The sequence below is a fragment of the Gelatiniphilus marinus genome (assembly GCF_042684345.1).
GTDB classification, from domain to species: Bacteria; Bacteroidota; Bacteroidia; order Flavobacteriales; family Flavobacteriaceae; genus Gelatiniphilus; species Gelatiniphilus marinus.
In genome coordinates, this window is the sequence record NZ_JBHULK010000008.1 from 110,043 (window position 1) to 124,668 (window position 14,626).

Here is a 14,626-nt window from a genome sequence, read left to right on the forward strand (position 1 = left end):
CTAAAACAGGTTTATAAAATGAATATCACTTAGATATTGGCTCTTGATGTATGATTCTGTAAGGTGCACGGGATAGAGATGTTTTTGCCACCGGTTGTCCTTACCATAGCAAACTGGATTTCTTTCATTTATGATATTCGCACTTATCAAATCGATTTCATCTGAGTCCAAGCCTTCCTCTTCTTGAATTTCTCTGACCAAAATCTTTTCAATTTTTAGAACCCCGTCAAAAGGACTTAGCGTATCTCGTATTCTCAAATACCAAACTGCAAATTTCACATCTGGTATTCTTTCAGTTTGGTACATAAAGGCAGGTGTTCTATGGTAGCACTTTAATTCTGCTATCCTTCTTGAAATATCCTTAACATCATTTGATAATGCTTCTGGATTGAAAGCCTTAGACACACCTACAACACAATCATAATTTGTCTTTATAACTGATAATTCTTTTGCTTCACCACTTTTCATATATTCCAAAGAACCATCCTTAATCAAAAAAGATTGGTCATTCAATTTCTTGGCTTTTACCAGCTCAAAAACAACTTTTTGTTCCAAGGCAATCATCTCATCTTGGATTTTTGCGACACCTCTATCCTCATATTTATCATTTTCTTTGAGTGTCTTGCTGCTATATGGAAGAATCTTACTGAATTTTAAGTTTTGCTTGACAAGAATATCCTGTTCATTCAGTTTTTTTACAAGGTTGTTAAAAAACAATCCACTATTGCCAATCCCTTCTTGCGCGTTGGCATTTTCAGGTATAGATATGACTAAAGGGTTTTTTAAGTTTACGGATTTAAAACTATGCTTGTCTTGCCTTTCACAAACCGAAACACCGATTTGCCCTGCGATTACAGGATAAAGTCTTTTGCCGTAAGCAATATCATCTACTTTATAAGTTCTACGAGAACCATCAAGAAAATACTTGAAGAGAGGTTTACCATTCTTAATGAGTCTATCTGCTAAGTCCTTTAAAGATTTTGTGGTATTTAAACTCTTATCGGTCTCACCTTTCTTTTTAACTTGAATTCCTTTTTTATCTTCGTATTCAATTTTAGGAACTTCCACAGACTCAAAACAGTATTTGTAGGACTTAAAGTTTTTCCCATCTGTTTCGTCTGCTATAAAATCTAAAATTTTTTCCATAGTAAATAAATTTTACAATATCGCTTATTTAAAGTAAATATGCTAATGATTTTTTTAGTTTTATTTAACACTTAAAAAAGTCTATTATATGTAGTATTTATCTTTCAAATATCGACTTAGCCTCTTCATAAACCCTTTCAAAATTAGCCTCTAAATCAGCCAGAGAAAACGATTTTGACGCCTTCGGTAATTCTCGTTGAATGTTGGCCAATTTGAACTGAACTTTCTTATCCTTCCCGTCAGCATAGGTAATAAACTCACCTTGGTTTAAGCGAAAGAAAACATCTGCTCTAATTTTCGGGATTTCTTTTTCGCCTGTTGTAATACGTGTGTCAAAATCCAAGTTGTGGCCGCGGCTTATACTTTTCGTTGGGTCTTTAATGATTTCAAAAAAGCGTTCATAGTATTTGGCGGTGTCCGGGTCATTTACCTTACCGAAAAACTGGTAGGACAAATTGCTTAAAATCGCTTTACTCGCCTTATCGCCATACATCATATCGTTTTGAATTTTATCCTGCATTACATAAATAGTAGCAATATCATAACTACGTAACGTTGCTGGAATACGGTGCATGTTTAATAATCGTATGGTCGGTGCTTCTTCCATCAACAAAAATGAAGGTTTGGAATTTCGCACGCTCATTTGTTTGGTAATGGTGTGAATAATGGTAGCAATTACAGGCGAATAAGATGTTTCATATTTTGGATTGTTCACTACCGAAATGATTGCAGGATTTTCCTCGCTATTGATGTTCAATGGCACTTCGTCTGCGGATAGTGCCATAAAAATTCGTTGTGTACTAATTCGCTTCAAGGCGTTTGCCAAGGTACTTTTCACACCAGCGGTCTGCCTATCAGAATCCTTTCCGCTAATAAAAGCATCTGCCATTGCCCGTGATGTGGTGTTGGTTTCTAAAAACTGAATAAGGCTATCCGTGTCCAATAATTGATAAATAGCTATCAAATGTGGAAGGGTACAGTAGTTGGGATAGTCGATTTTTAGTTTCCAAATTAATCCACCTATCAAACCTTCAGCGGCATCATTAAAGAATTTGGTTGTTCCCGTAGTTCCGCTTTCTCTTTGTTCCAAAAGGTTTTCAATAAGTACCCTCGACACTTCGTTTACGCTTTCCTCGTTCTCTAAATAACGTGGTGCAATAGGATTTACCCTATGGATGATTTTATCGAAGGAAATGACTTTAAACGGAATGTCACTATCCTTGAAAAGTGGATATGCCATCTCGGTCAGTTCAAAATCTTTGTAGTCGTGAATGATTCCGCAAAAACGCTCTTTCTGGAAATGCTTTAGAAAGCCATAAACAACACTTTCGGTTTTTCCACTTCCGGCGGATCCGATGACGGATGCGCCACGTTTGATATTATCTAATTTGAAATTTCCTTTGTTGGTAGCAAAATTGACTTGGTATTTAACATTACCATTTTGAGAACTTTCAGTTTTATGAAGAAAAACATACAGTCCTGTATTAATTAGCATAAGAGGACACACCAAATACAATAATATCGATACTAATTCATTTCCTTCAGAAATATAGAATACGAGAAATAAAAGCATAGTGATATTTAATAAAAACGCATATTTACTTACTCGAAACATCGCATAGAAAACAGTACTGGTTAGACCAATAATTGAAAGTATCGTTATAAGGTTGTCTATTTGCATACCCTCTATATTCCTATTGAACTTGATTTAATGGCCACTTCCGCTCCACGTCTTAACCGTTTGAAAACCCGAAGTGCAATTTGGGCTTGACTAACTGGAATACTGGGAACGATTGGCAATCCTGTTTTTGTCATCATTTTGAAAGCCAATGCTCTTTCGCTAGCTGGTAATTTCATCAAAGCTGCAAAGTAGAGCTTTGGATTTTTCACAAAATCCTTTCGTGCTTTATAGGTTTCGGCAAAGTTGCGTTTATAACCAAAAGTTTTGTCAAATGTCTTTTCTGCTTTCTCGAAAAATTTATCTCTGTCAAAACCTCGTTTTACATTCTTACCATGCATTTCAACTTCTGAAGCTTTATGTTTACTTCCTGGGGAAAGACTGACCGAATTGGAAGCATCCTTCCTGCTCACGATGATATGGATATGACTTTGGTTTCCATACTTTCTCATTCCCTGGACTATCCGTTTTCCATTTTGTTGATGTGGTGCTTGCCGTTCCAATTTGGCAATTTCCTTTTTCATCTTTTTAATATTTCCTTCAGCTCGTCCTTCTTGAATATTTCGGATATCCGTTTTTAGCTGAAGTATTTTTGTAGCGAATGGTTGGTTTTCTTTTATCTGTTTATCCGTTCCCTTAAAGGTGCGTTGATGTTCAATTTTTGCATAATATTTTATATCGTTGATTGTAATAGGTCGTCCATTAATTTCCCGATTGAAACTGGCAACATAATTCTTCATCAATTCACGAGTGTAGGTTTTTAAATCTTGGCTGTTGTTTTGAAGTTTCCGCAATTCATACTTTGATGGGCTGACCGTAATCGAATAAAACTTAGGTTCTTTCTTTTTTAATTTTGCGGTGTTTCCATCAATTTCTTTTACCACTTCTTCAGCAGAAATCTCATCGCCATATTGATTGAAAAAGTGTTCCATATCCTGCTGTTCCAAACCTTGATTTTCTTTCTCTAAATAGCCTACAAAATCAGCCGAACTTTGTGAATAATTGTTGCCTAATTTTTGAGGTGTTATTGTAATGTACATAGCTCAAAAATTTATAGTTGGTTACTTGGGTTTTGCTTTTCGCGAAAGCGAACTTCCTTTTTTTCTTCGGCATATTTCTTTTCTACAATCAGCGGTTTTTTGGTTGGTTCTTCTGTTTCAAACAGCGATTGAATCATAGCCACCGTAGGTTTGGTTTGGGTCTTTTCGACATCCCGCATTATGGCAATGACCGCATTTATTCTTTTAAGCAATTTAGCTTCAATTGTACGTCCAGTTGGTCCTAATTTTTCCTTTGGCGAAATTTCATTGTAGAAGAAAAAATCGAGCATCGTTGCCATTGCTTCGGTGTGCGATTTGAAGTAAGTACGCGAGAAAGTTTGGAAACGTTTTGCAGTTTCCTTTTTAAATCTAATTCCAGTAAATGAGTCCATATTTCGCCGATTTGTCGCAAAATCTTCCCTAAAATCGGGCGTTTCAAGCCCGTTTGTCGCAAATCGTTGATTGTCAAGAAATTATAATAAATTCAATTAGCTGATTATCAGGTAATTAAAAACGAAAAGGAATCCGAAACATCGCGAAGCGTGTTACCCTCTTGCTATTCCTTTTCGTCCCGCTAGCGGGACAAAAATCCATACAATCCGGCTAAAAAGCCGATTGCCATTTTTAAGGAAATTGATTTTCCAGTATGTTAAATTTCGATGTGTAAGGGTATCGGCGAAAGTCAAAAAGTGGATAACCTTACTTTAATTTGTATGCTGAATTTCAGCGATGTAAAGATACATTTTTTTTCTTGACTTGGGTTTGAATTATATACAAAAACACCTCTAAAAATTCAGAGGTGCTTACTTATCAATTTTAAAAATTATACATTAAAAATGAACTTATAGGAATACAAATTCCGTATCGCTTCTTCTTCAATCATTGTTTCAAAATTGGTATGATTTTCTTGTACGTATTTGCGAATAGCATCGCCAAATTTTCGTTCCACATCTTTTTTAGAATTTTCTAAAAGTCGGTTTTGAGCCTCTTCGCTCAAGTCTGTAAAATTGAGATACACCATAGTCTTTAATTTTACAACATTGCATTGTCAGCAAAACTATAGTAATCCCCATCGGGTGCAAATATCAAATGGTCAAGGATTGTAATATCGAATAATTTTGATGCCTTTTTAATCTTGGTCGTTAAGCTCTTGTCCGCATCACTAGGTTGCAATTTTCCGCTTGGGTGGTTGTGCGTTAAAATTATAGCTACTGATAAAGATTTTAGAATAACCGCAAACAATATCCGCAGGTCTATTGGCGTGCTTGTAATTCCACCCTGCGAAAGTTGATACACCCCTTTTACCTTATTGCTATTGTTCAAAAGAACAACTTTAAAGGTTTCTTGTATGCCTATTGTGTCTTTATCCCAATTCTCATATAGTAGTTCAGCTGCATCTTGTGAACTGCTAATTTTATGCCACATAGAAGATTTTAACCCGCCTTTGTAACTGATTTTTATTTCATTAACTTGTGCTTTCATTGTTTTGGATTTTTCAAATTTGAATAATGAAAAGAGGGCGCATCTTTCGACGGTTACGCCCTCTTTAATTTTAAGTTTACTTATCGCCTTTAGTTCCTAGTAAAAGGATTTCATCGGCTACCACTTCTGTTACATAGCGTTGTTCGTTATCATCAGTTGTATAGCTTCGAGTTTTTAGTTTTCCCGAAATTCCAACTTCTTTGCCTTTTTGAACATACTTTTCTACTATTTCAGCAGTCTTGCCCCAGGCTACTATTGTATGCCAATTTGTATCTGTTTGTTTTTCGCCTTTGCTGTCTTTGTAATACTCATTTGTTGCTAGTGAAAAACGGGCTACTTTCTTACCGCTTTCAAGGTTCGTAATTGTTGGTTCTTGTCCAACGTTTCCAATTAACTGTACGTGATTTTTAATAGTACTCATAATAAAATATTTAAGTGATTTATATTTCCCCTATTGATTTAAAACAGATTAAATTTTAAGGGGTGTTTGTTCTTTTCTTTCGTGCACCGCACAATGGATAAAGTGGGTTTTGTCAAGACTTTTAGGGAATAAATCAGGTGTGTTTGCGACGTAGTAAATTCCTTGGAATTTCAAGGAAGTAGAAACCTTATTTTTCACTAAAACTTGTTCAGTCTTGACAAGTTCCATAAGGGCATTAGCAATTCTTTTAAACGCAGTTGCGTTTGAGCGTATCGACAGTTAAGCGAAATAAGTAGCTGTGGTTAAATTAGAATTGGTTATGTCGTGCCTGTTTTTCGATGACCCGAAAAACAACAAAGGCTTTATCCATTATAAACCCCTTAAAATGTGTAAGACAGCGGTTCGATTTTTAAGGATTTTCAAGTGTGGACTCAAGAAGTCCTCGCCGAAAATCCTGTAAAGAAAATTAAGCCGATGGCTTTCCGATTAAAAAGCGGACTTAATCCACAATTTTGGCTCTGGAATGAAGTGTTTCTTCCCAGAGCATCGGGAAGGGTTAACGGAATGGAAAGCTGAAATTGGGGATTGTGTCCAAGACCTATGTAGTGAAGCTCTTTTTCCGTAATGTAGCTTTTCGCAAATGTAGGGGAATGTGCTGAGGGGATTATAAAACTTGTTTTCAATTAAAGGCTAATATTTTTTTACAGAGAGTAAACTTGTCCTCAAAAAAGTTCTTTCTGGTTTTCAGGTAACATCTTTTTTTCTGATTTTTCAGCCACTTTTAATTTATCTTTTAGAGCTTTTCTTCTTTTATCATAAATCCATCGTCTCAAATTATTCAAAAGTCCCACTTCATATTCCGAAAGCTTTTTAGGTGCTATTTCTTTCATTGCATTTAATTGGTCTGTATTCTTAAACTGACGTGCATATTGAAGTCCTAACCAAGTATAAATATTAACCCATTCAGTCGGCATTGGTGCTTCATACGTTCTGGGCATCATATATGCTAAAGCCTCAGTAAGTGAAGCCATTTCTTCTTGTTGCATTGAACATAACAGTCGTGATAATTTTACATTATTCAGTAAGTCTTTAGGAATTATATCCTGCCAAGCGGATTTAAAAACAATGATTGGGCTGGTAAGACAATCCATAAAATTGAATACAAAATCGTTACTAGGCTTTTTATTAGGCTTCAATGTTTTTTCCTTTGCTTGTATAGGTTCGCACTCAAAACCGAAGTCGAGCTGTACCATTTTTATAGTGTTCATAATGTTTGGATTTTAAACCTGTCTATAAACAGGTACGATTAAACTTTAAGTGTAAGAGAAAATCCAGTTTGGATAGGTACTGGATAAACCTTTAAATATCTCTAAGCCATTTCATAGACTTCATCAAATAATTTCTTATCCAACCGCTCTTGTTGGCCAAAACTCTTCTTCAATGTATTATGCAGTACCGAATTAAAGGCATTATAGCCTAACCATAGATTCGGTTCTTCATTGAGCAACAAGGCTTCGTAGTTCAAAATCTCAATGACCTCACGAGACTTTTTTGAAGGGTCGCTATTCTTATCACTACACTCATATCTAAACAGTTTCGTTCTGTCAAGAATGGCCTTTACGAACTCTTGCGTATCGATAATTTTAAATTCTTTCATCTTATCAAATTTCTTGGTAATGGTATAGAACTCATTATCCAAAAACTTGTCAAACAAGTTGTTCAACCTTGGCATAATAAGGTGTGTATTATTCTTACTGTGCTTAATGGAAAACTCAATTTCTGCCTGAGAAACGTGCAAACCGTTGGAACATACTTTTCTGTAAAAACCAAAGTGGCCAGAGGTCTTTTCGCTACCATCATAAGAGTTTTTAAACCGAAGCATAGGCAGTATCAAATCCTCTTCATTTTTCACAGAGAATTGACTTTTATCGTCAATAATGAAGTCTGTAATGAAAGACCTATCATTCTTATTGATGGTGCGTTTGTGATAGTTCAGTTCTGCGTCGGATAGCATTTCTTCAGCTTTCTTGAAGAATAATTGATTCGGAATGTGTCCGTAGCTGTTTGATACTACATTGACAATTTTGCCATTGGAAATTATGACGTTTTCAAGTCCACGTCGAGATTCCATCTGTGTAAGGGATTTTAAGGATTTCATTTCTGATGGAACAAAGATTTCATCCTGCTGTAAATTTTGTAAATACATAGCTTTTGAATTTAGATTAAACAATATTTGAGCGGTAACCCAAACGGAAGCTAAAATCTCAGCTCAAAAGGAAACGGAATCGTTACTTTGCTTTTATTAGAATTATATTAAACTAAACAGTTCCACTTACTGCATTAACTTTTGAAACGGAATAGAAATAATCTAGGATTTATATTAAGTACAGTAGGTTTTTGAGTTAAAACCAGAGAGTATTTCGGGAAAAACCCATTAACGATTTAAGTCGCTCAATTGGAACATAAAATCATCAATCATGAAAATATATGGAATTGACCTATCAAAAGACAAATTTGATGTTAGTTTTATCAGCAATGAGACAGAACAAAAAAAGATTGTCTCAAACAACTTTAAGGGAATTTGTAAATTTTTACAGCAAATTGATGAAGGCGTCCTAGTAGCAGAATACACCGGCAGCTACGGAGATTTGCTTGTTCATTTATGCTATCTGTTTAAAGTTAAAATTGCTTTAGTTCCTGGATACAATATAAAACACAGCCTTGGACTCCAGAGGGGCAAAAGTGATTCCAAGGATGCTAGCCGCATCCGTAAATACGGGGAAAGGTTCTACGAAGATTTGTATTTAACCGAACCAAAACATGAATCAATCAAAGAGCTCAAGGAACTATATGCTTTACGGGAGCAGTTGGCTAAAAGTAGAAAGTCTCTAAAATTAGGACATGAATCCAGAAATCATGGCCCATCCCAAAGCATCGCATCGCATAAAGGCTATGAGAGGGCTATAGGCCACTTGGAAAAAGAAATTGAACTTATTGAAGATGAAATCAAAAAGATTGTTCAGTACAATAAAGATCTGAAGGATAATTACAAACTCATAACGAGTATAAAGGGCATTGGCCCAGTCATTGCAAACAACCTAATCATTAAGACTGAAAATTTCAAACGTATCAATACAGCCAAAAAGGCCGCTGCATTTGCTGGTGTATGTCCCTATCCTAATTCATCTGGAAAAATTTCTTTAAATGCAAAAACAAGTAATATAGCTGATAAAAAACTAAAATCATTATTATTCCTTGCTGCAAAAACCGCTGCGACCCATAATAAAGAATACAGTTTGTATGCTGAAAGAAAAAAACTCGAAGGAAAACCGTATTATCTTATAATGAACAATATATCCAACAAAATGCTCAGGACAGTATATGGCGTCATCAAAAGCAGAAAACCTTATGATATCAACCACATCTGTCATGATCCAAGGTTACTAAACTAACGTGTTCAACCCTTAAAAAAATCATTTTTTTATTTGGTTTTTAATAGAGTATATAAACGAGCATAGGCGAAAGCATTGGCTTTATGCCGTAGTCTTTTGATGGAAGTATTTTACGAGTTTAAATTGCGGATATATTGTATGATAATAAACTCTCACTAACGAAGAAATGTGGATACTATTCACTAAAACCTATTAATAACTACGAAATTTAATAAGGTTTGAGACTAAATGGAAGTAATACTAATCAATATAAATGTGGTTCTAAAAAAAGACAAATGTTGTACCTATGTTGTACCCAAGGCTAAAAATCGGGACGAAATTCCCTTGTTAAAAATAAAAAAGCCGAAGATTTCTCTTCGGCTTTTGTGCGGGCGAAAGGACTCGAACCTTCACACCGTGAGGCACTTGATCCTAAGTCAAGCGTGTCTACCAATTCCACCACGCCCGCATTTTAACAATATTTTAAGAACCTATACTTGGTTAAATCCTAAGTCTAGCGTGTCTACCAATTCCACCACGCCCGCATTAATCTCCGACAACTAAATATCGGGTTGCAAATATAAACAACATTTTTAAATTGCAAACTTCTTTGGCACTAAAAACATTCTTTTTTTATACTTTTGGAAATAACTTTACAAACTCACCATGGTTAATATTAAACCCTATATTAAAGAACACGAGCAACGATTTTTAAACGAACTTATCGAGCTGTTAAAAATTCCATCAATCAGTGCCGATTCTACCTATAAAAACGATGTACTAAAAACGGCAGACGAAATTAAAATAAGCCTTGAAAAAGCGGGATGCGACCATGTAGAAATATGCCAAACCGAAGGCTACCCCATAGTTTACGGCGAAAAAACAATAGACAAAAACCTACCAACCGTTCTGGTTTACGGGCATTACGATGTGCAACCACCAGACCCTTTAGATTTATGGCACTCTCCACCTTTCGAGCCTGTTATAAAGAAAACGGAAACCCATCCGGAAGGCGCTGTTTTTGCGCGAGGCGCTTGCGACGACAAAGGCCAAATGTACATGCACGTAAAAGCACTGGAGTTTATGACGCGTACCAACCAACTACCGTGCAACGTAAAATTTATGATTGAAGGCGAAGAAGAAGTGGGCAGCCCAAACCTTGCTATTTTTGTAAAAGAAAATCAGGAAAAGTTAAAGAACGATGTTATCCTTATTTCCGATACGGGAATGATTGCACCCGATGTACCATCCATCACAACTGGACTTCGCGGATTAAGCTATGTTGAAGTTGAAGTTACAGGACCAAACCGCGATTTACACTCAGGTTTGTATGGCGGTGCCGTGGCCAACCCCATAAACGTTTTGGCAAAAATGATTGCATCGCTTCACGATGAAAACAACCACATTACCATTCCAGGATTTTACGATAAAGTTGAAGAACTCACACAAGAAGAACGCCAACAAATGGCAAAAGCACCTTTCAATTTAGAAGAATATAAAAAAGCATTGGATATTAACGCGGTTTACGGCGAAGCGGGTTACACCACAAACGAGCGCAATTCCATACGCCCAACCCTAGATGTTAACGGTATTTGGGGCGGCTACACGGGCGAAGGTGCCAAAACCGTAATTGCAAGTAAAGCCTATGCCAAAATATCTATGCGCTTAGTGCCACATCAAGATTGGGAAGAGATTACGCAACTATTTAAAACCCATTTCGAAAGTATTGCGCCCGCAGGCGTTACCGTAAAAGTAAAACCTCACCACGGTGGTCAAGGCTACGTTACCCCAATCGATAGTATCGGATATCAGTCGGCAAGCAAAGCCTATCAAGACACCTTTTGCAAAACCCCAATTCCGCAACGCAGCGGCGGCAGCATCCCCATTGTATCGCTGTTCGAGCAGGAATTAAAAAGCAAAACCATTTTAATGGGTTTTGGTTTAGATAGCGACGCCATCCATTCGCCAAACGAGCATTTCGGAATATTCAACTATTTAAAAGGCATCGAAACCATTCCGTTATTTTATAAATATTTTACAGAGCTTTCAAAGTAATTTTTTGGGTGTTACCCCGCTTTTAATGGCGGGGTCGCGCTTTACGTTGCAATCTTTTGCAAAAAAGCAAAAGGATTTCCACTGCAATCCCTAACACAAAAGGCGTAGCTAAATGAACAACCAACACAACCAACATCTTTTTTTACTATTATTAGCCACACTTTTTATAAGTACCTCGGGAGCTTTAGGTAAATATATAGATATGCCAATTCCTGTTATTATTTGGTGGCGCTCCATTATTGCATCCGTTTTACTATATGTTTTTTGCAGATATAAAAACATTAGTTTAAAAATTAAATCGAAAAAAGAAACCATACTTTTTATAATTAGCGCATTATTTTTAGCAACCCATTGGATTACTTATTTCTATGCTTTAAAACTATCAAACGTAGCTATCGGCATGCTTTCGTTATTTGTTTACCCCATACTTACGGCCTTTTTAGAACCTTTATTCATTAAAGTAAAATTCGACCCAATTTATATCCTTCTCGGTGTTATGGTATTAATTGGTATTTACATATTAGCACCAGAATTCAGTTTAGAAAGCACGCACGTAAAAGGCATTTTATTTGGGTTAGCTTCGGCACTATTTTATGCGCTGCGTAACATTATTTCAAAACAATTGGTTGCTAATAATAATGGGACTTCCATCATGCTATTTCAAATCGGTATTATTAGTATTGTTTTATCGCCTGTTCTATTTTTTATGGATACATCTGGCATCGTTACGCAGTTTCCTTATGTTTTAACTTTAGCCATAGTTACCACAGCCGTTGGGCATACTATGCTAGTTAATAGCTTAAAACATTTTACGGTAAGTACTGCAAGCATCATTAGTAGTACGCAACCCATTTTAGGAATTGTAATTGCTTTCTTTTTTTTAAATGAAATTCCAACTTGGAACACTTTTTTTGGCGGACTTATCATTCTTTCAACCGTGGTTATTGAAAGTATTCGGTCTAAAAAAGCATGATTTTACAATAATTTCATCCTCTACATTTGTAGAATTAAATTATTTGCTCTACATTTGTAGAGAACATTCTAATATTGTAGAGCATGCAACTATCTAAAACCGAAGAAGATTTAATGAATTATTTATGGAAGCTCGAAAAAGCCTTTATGAAAGATTTACTAGAGGCATATCCAGAGCCAAAACCAGCAACAACAACCGTCGCCACACTTTTAAAACGGATGACCGACAAGGGCTTTATCGCTTATAACTTATTTGGAAAATCGCGCGAATACTATCCACTTGTTAAAAAGAAAGACTATTTCTCAAAACATGTAAACGGACTGATTAAAAACTTTTTTAACGATTCCGCAAGTCAGTTTGCATCGTTTTTTACCAAAGAAACCAATTTAACGAAAGAAGAATTAGAGCATTTAAAAGCACTAATTGATAGCGAAATTAAAAAAAAGTAAATTATGGTATTATTCATCTTAAAATCTAGTGCCTGTTTAGCAGTATTTATGGTGTTTTACAAGTTGTTTCTTGAAAAAGAGAGCATACACCACTTTAAACGTTTTTACTTATTGGGTGCTTTATTGGTTTCTATAGTTATTCCGTTTATAACCTTTACAGAATATACTCAAGTTGAGTCTGTTCAAGAATTTATGCCGTTTCAACCCATAGCATTTACCGATGCTGTTGTTAAAAAAAATACGACATGGCAAGATTATATCCCAACTGTTTTATGGAGTGTTTATGCTTTGGGCGTTATGGTGTTTTCAATACGATTCTTAAAAAATCTATTTCAATTATTCAAAAAAATAAAAACCAATCCCAAATTTAAAACTCAAAATTACATCCATGTTTTATTAATCGATTTAATACATCCGCATACCTTTTTTAATTACATCTTTTTAAATAAAAACAAATACGAACACAACCGCATCCCAAAGGAAGTGTTATGGCACGAACAAACGCACGCCAAACAAAAACACGCTTTGGATATTTTATGTATTGAGCTGCTCCATATTATATTTTGGTTTAATCCGTTGCTTTATTATATAAAAAAAGACATTAAACTAAATCATGAGTTTTTAGCCGACAAAGCCGTTTTAAAACATGGTGTTTGCACTAAAAATTATCAAAACATATTACTCGCATTCTCATCAAATGCTTCACATAATCAATTGGCTAATGCCATCAATTATTCATTAATCAAAAAACGTTTTACAGTTATGAAAACACAAACATCAAAAAAAGCCTTTTGGCTTAAAGGATTGCTTATTTTGCCTATTCTCGCTATTTTAATTTATGGTTTTAGTGAAAGAGAAATTGTTGAAAAAGAAGTTGCTTCGATTGAACAACAAAAACAAAATTTAACAACTAAAACTAAGTTATATAATTATCTTGTCGAAAAACGCTTAGAAGAAATAGAAAAAGTCAGTAAATCCAAAAAGAAGGATTCTACCAACTACAAGGTTATTCAGAGTAGAATAAATCTAATCAGAAATGACATTGATAAATTATTAGAAGCAAATGCCTCTATTGAATCTATTGAAAAGAATACAAAGAAACTTCTACAAAAAATAAATTCTCAACAAAAAGCAACTCCAAAACAAATTACCGAATACAATAACATTGTAAAAAAATTAATGTCACAACCTGAAGCCCAAAGAATTATTAAACTAAAAGATGTTGAACGCATTAAATACATTTATAGCTTAATGACTGATGAGCAAAAAAAGAATGCTGAAGCGTTTCCTAAATTAGCTCCGCCACCACCGCCACCAACATCAAATATACAGCATGAAGTAGTGTCAAAAACATACGAGAACGCTTCTGAAGCATTATTAAATGCCAAAAAAGAATTTGAAATAAAAGCCAAAACATACGGAAAAGCCATAAAACTGTACAAAAGAGAAGGAAGGGGAGATTTAACTAAATTAATAGCTATGCATAGTGAGGTAAAAAAGCTACATAGTAATTTTTCAACTTTAGCAAAAAAAGAAAAGATGATTCCGCCACCGCCGTTTCCTCCTGCACCTGTTGTAAAACCAGAAAAAGCAAAAGAAGTTGTTCCGCCACCGCCACCGCCAATGGACTCAATTTCTACTTACAATAGCCTAGCGCAAAGAACTAAATTTATTCCTACAAATAGAGAAAATAACATGTTGCGTTTAAGGTTACTTTATGATAAAATGTCGGATTTAAAAAAACCCAAAGTTGAATCCCCAAGCAGCATCGACAATTATATCTTACGATTAAATAGTTTAACAGCTAAACAAACTAAAAAAATCTACGAACATTTAAACATTATAAATAAAAAAGCTAAATCTGAAGGTAGAAGATTTTATTCGGCAAAAGAATACAAAAAATTAGAAAAACTTTACTCAAGTTTTCTTACGGAAAGAAATTAAGATTAAC

At 35.2% G+C, this 14,626-nt stretch carries 14 protein-coding genes and 1 tRNA gene; 5 read left to right on the forward strand and 10 right to left on the reverse strand.

The features are described 5' to 3' along the window. The 9 genes from ACFSQS_RS15080 to ACFSQS_RS15120 form a co-directional block, all read right to left on the reverse strand. Complete coding sequence (locus ACFSQS_RS15080) at positions 1-1,146, reverse strand: hypothetical protein (RefSeq protein ID WP_388020825.1); 1,146 nt, start codon at positions 1,144-1,146, stop codon at positions 1-3. A gap of 97 nt (positions 1,147-1,243) precedes the next feature. Further along, positions 1,244-2,827: a type IV secretory system conjugative DNA transfer family protein gene (locus ACFSQS_RS15085; RefSeq protein WP_388020828.1), complete on the reverse strand. Its 1,584-nt coding sequence runs from the start codon at positions 2,825-2,827 to the stop codon at positions 1,244-1,246. Positions 2,828-2,832: 5 nt separating this feature from the next. Beyond that, entirely contained in the window at positions 2,833-3,864 is a 1,032-nt protein-coding gene (gene mobB / locus ACFSQS_RS15090) for a MobB family relaxase (RefSeq protein ID WP_388020831.1), read from the reverse strand. An 11-nt stretch (positions 3,865-3,875) separates the two neighbouring features. Beyond that, the gene (locus ACFSQS_RS15095) at positions 3,876-4,256 is read right to left on the reverse strand and encodes a BfmA/BtgA family mobilization protein (RefSeq protein ID WP_388020834.1); all 381 of its coding nucleotides are present in this window, start codon (positions 4,254-4,256) and stop codon (positions 3,876-3,878) included. A 431-nt stretch (positions 4,257-4,687) separates the two neighbouring features. Then, positions 4,688-4,885 (reverse strand): hypothetical protein, encoded by a 198-nt coding sequence (locus ACFSQS_RS15100; RefSeq protein ID WP_388020837.1) that lies wholly within the window; start codon positions 4,883-4,885, stop codon positions 4,688-4,690. Between the two features lie 11 nt (positions 4,886-4,896). Then, entirely contained in the window at positions 4,897-5,346 is a 450-nt protein-coding gene (locus ACFSQS_RS15105; RefSeq protein WP_388020840.1) for a JAB domain-containing protein, read from the reverse strand. 76 nt (positions 5,347-5,422) lie between these two features. Next, entirely contained in the window at positions 5,423-5,767 is a 345-nt protein-coding gene (locus ACFSQS_RS15110; protein ID WP_388020843.1) for a single-stranded DNA-binding protein, read from the reverse strand. A gap of 722 nt (positions 5,768-6,489) precedes the next feature. After that, complete coding sequence (locus ACFSQS_RS15115) at positions 6,490-7,035, reverse strand: hypothetical protein (RefSeq protein WP_388020846.1); 546 nt, start codon at positions 7,033-7,035, stop codon at positions 6,490-6,492. Between the two features lie 101 nt (positions 7,036-7,136). After that, complete coding sequence (locus ACFSQS_RS15120) at positions 7,137-7,973, reverse strand: DUF932 domain-containing protein (RefSeq protein WP_388020849.1); 837 nt, start codon at positions 7,971-7,973, stop codon at positions 7,137-7,139. 271 nt (positions 7,974-8,244) lie between these two features. Between ACFSQS_RS15120 and ACFSQS_RS15125 the strand changes: the two genes are divergently transcribed. Then, positions 8,245-9,219: an IS110 family transposase gene (locus ACFSQS_RS15125; protein ID WP_388020852.1), complete on the forward strand. Its 975-nt coding sequence runs from the start codon at positions 8,245-8,247 to the stop codon at positions 9,217-9,219. Positions 9,220-9,585: 366 nt separating this feature from the next. Here ACFSQS_RS15125 and ACFSQS_RS15130 read toward each other — a convergent pair. Further along, positions 9,586-9,667: transfer RNA gene (locus tag ACFSQS_RS15130), tRNA-Leu, on the reverse strand. Positions 9,668-9,864: 197 nt separating this feature from the next. Here ACFSQS_RS15130 and ACFSQS_RS15135 point away from each other — a divergent pair. The 4 genes from ACFSQS_RS15135 to ACFSQS_RS15150 all read left to right on the forward strand — a co-directional run bounded on the left by ACFSQS_RS15135 (position 9,865) and on the right by ACFSQS_RS15150 (position 14,619). Continuing rightward, entirely contained in the window at positions 9,865-11,253 is a 1,389-nt protein-coding gene (locus tag ACFSQS_RS15135; protein ID WP_388020855.1) for a dipeptidase, read from the forward strand. A gap of 112 nt (positions 11,254-11,365) precedes the next feature. Beyond that, positions 11,366-12,226 (forward strand): DMT family transporter, encoded by an 861-nt coding sequence (locus ACFSQS_RS15140; protein WP_388020858.1) that lies wholly within the window; start codon positions 11,366-11,368, stop codon positions 12,224-12,226. Between the two features lie 83 nt (positions 12,227-12,309). Then, a complete protein-coding gene (locus tag ACFSQS_RS15145; protein WP_388020861.1) occupies positions 12,310-12,675 on the forward strand; it encodes a BlaI/MecI/CopY family transcriptional regulator in 366 nt (121 codons plus the stop codon). Between the two features lie 3 nt (positions 12,676-12,678). After that, on the forward strand, positions 12,679-14,619 hold the full coding sequence (locus ACFSQS_RS15150; RefSeq protein ID WP_388020865.1) for a M56 family metallopeptidase: 1,941 nt from the start codon (positions 12,679-12,681) through the stop codon (positions 14,617-14,619). Positions 14,620-14,626 lie beyond the last annotated feature (7 nt).

Coding starts and splice junctions, on each gene's coding strand:
- ACFSQS_RS15110 (WP_388020843.1), bottom strand. CDS start 5,767: ATGAGTACTATTAAAAATCACGTACAGTTAATTGGAAACGTTGGACAA.
- ACFSQS_RS15145 (WP_388020861.1), top strand. CDS start 12,310: ATGCAACTATCTAAAACCGAAGAAGATTTAATGAATTATTTATGGAAG.
- ACFSQS_RS15150 (WP_388020865.1), top strand. CDS start 12,679: ATGGTATTATTCATCTTAAAATCTAGTGCCTGTTTAGCAGTATTTATG.
- ACFSQS_RS15140 (WP_388020858.1), top strand. CDS start 11,366: ATGAACAACCAACACAACCAACATCTTTTTTTACTATTATTAGCCACA.
- ACFSQS_RS15080 (WP_388020825.1), bottom strand. CDS start 1,146: ATGGAAAAAATTTTAGATTTTATAGCAGACGAAACAGATGGGAAAAAC.
- ACFSQS_RS15105 (WP_388020840.1), bottom strand. CDS start 5,346: ATGAAAGCACAAGTTAATGAAATAAAAATCAGTTACAAAGGCGGGTTA.
- mobB (WP_388020831.1), bottom strand. CDS start 3,864: ATGTACATTACAATAACACCTCAAAAATTAGGCAACAATTATTCACAA.
- ACFSQS_RS15085 (WP_388020828.1), bottom strand. CDS start 2,827: ATGCAAATAGACAACCTTATAACGATACTTTCAATTATTGGTCTAACC.
- ACFSQS_RS15115 (WP_388020846.1), bottom strand. CDS start 7,035: ATGAACACTATAAAAATGGTACAGCTCGACTTCGGTTTTGAGTGCGAA.
- ACFSQS_RS15100 (WP_388020837.1), bottom strand. CDS start 4,885: ATGGTGTATCTCAATTTTACAGACTTGAGCGAAGAGGCTCAAAACCGA.
- ACFSQS_RS15120 (WP_388020849.1), bottom strand. CDS start 7,973: ATGTATTTACAAAATTTACAGCAGGATGAAATCTTTGTTCCATCAGAA.
- ACFSQS_RS15125 (WP_388020852.1), top strand. CDS start 8,245: ATGAAAATATATGGAATTGACCTATCAAAAGACAAATTTGATGTTAGT.
- ACFSQS_RS15135 (WP_388020855.1), top strand. CDS start 9,865: ATGGTTAATATTAAACCCTATATTAAAGAACACGAGCAACGATTTTTA.
- ACFSQS_RS15095 (WP_388020834.1), bottom strand. CDS start 4,256: ATGGACTCATTTACTGGAATTAGATTTAAAAAGGAAACTGCAAAACGT.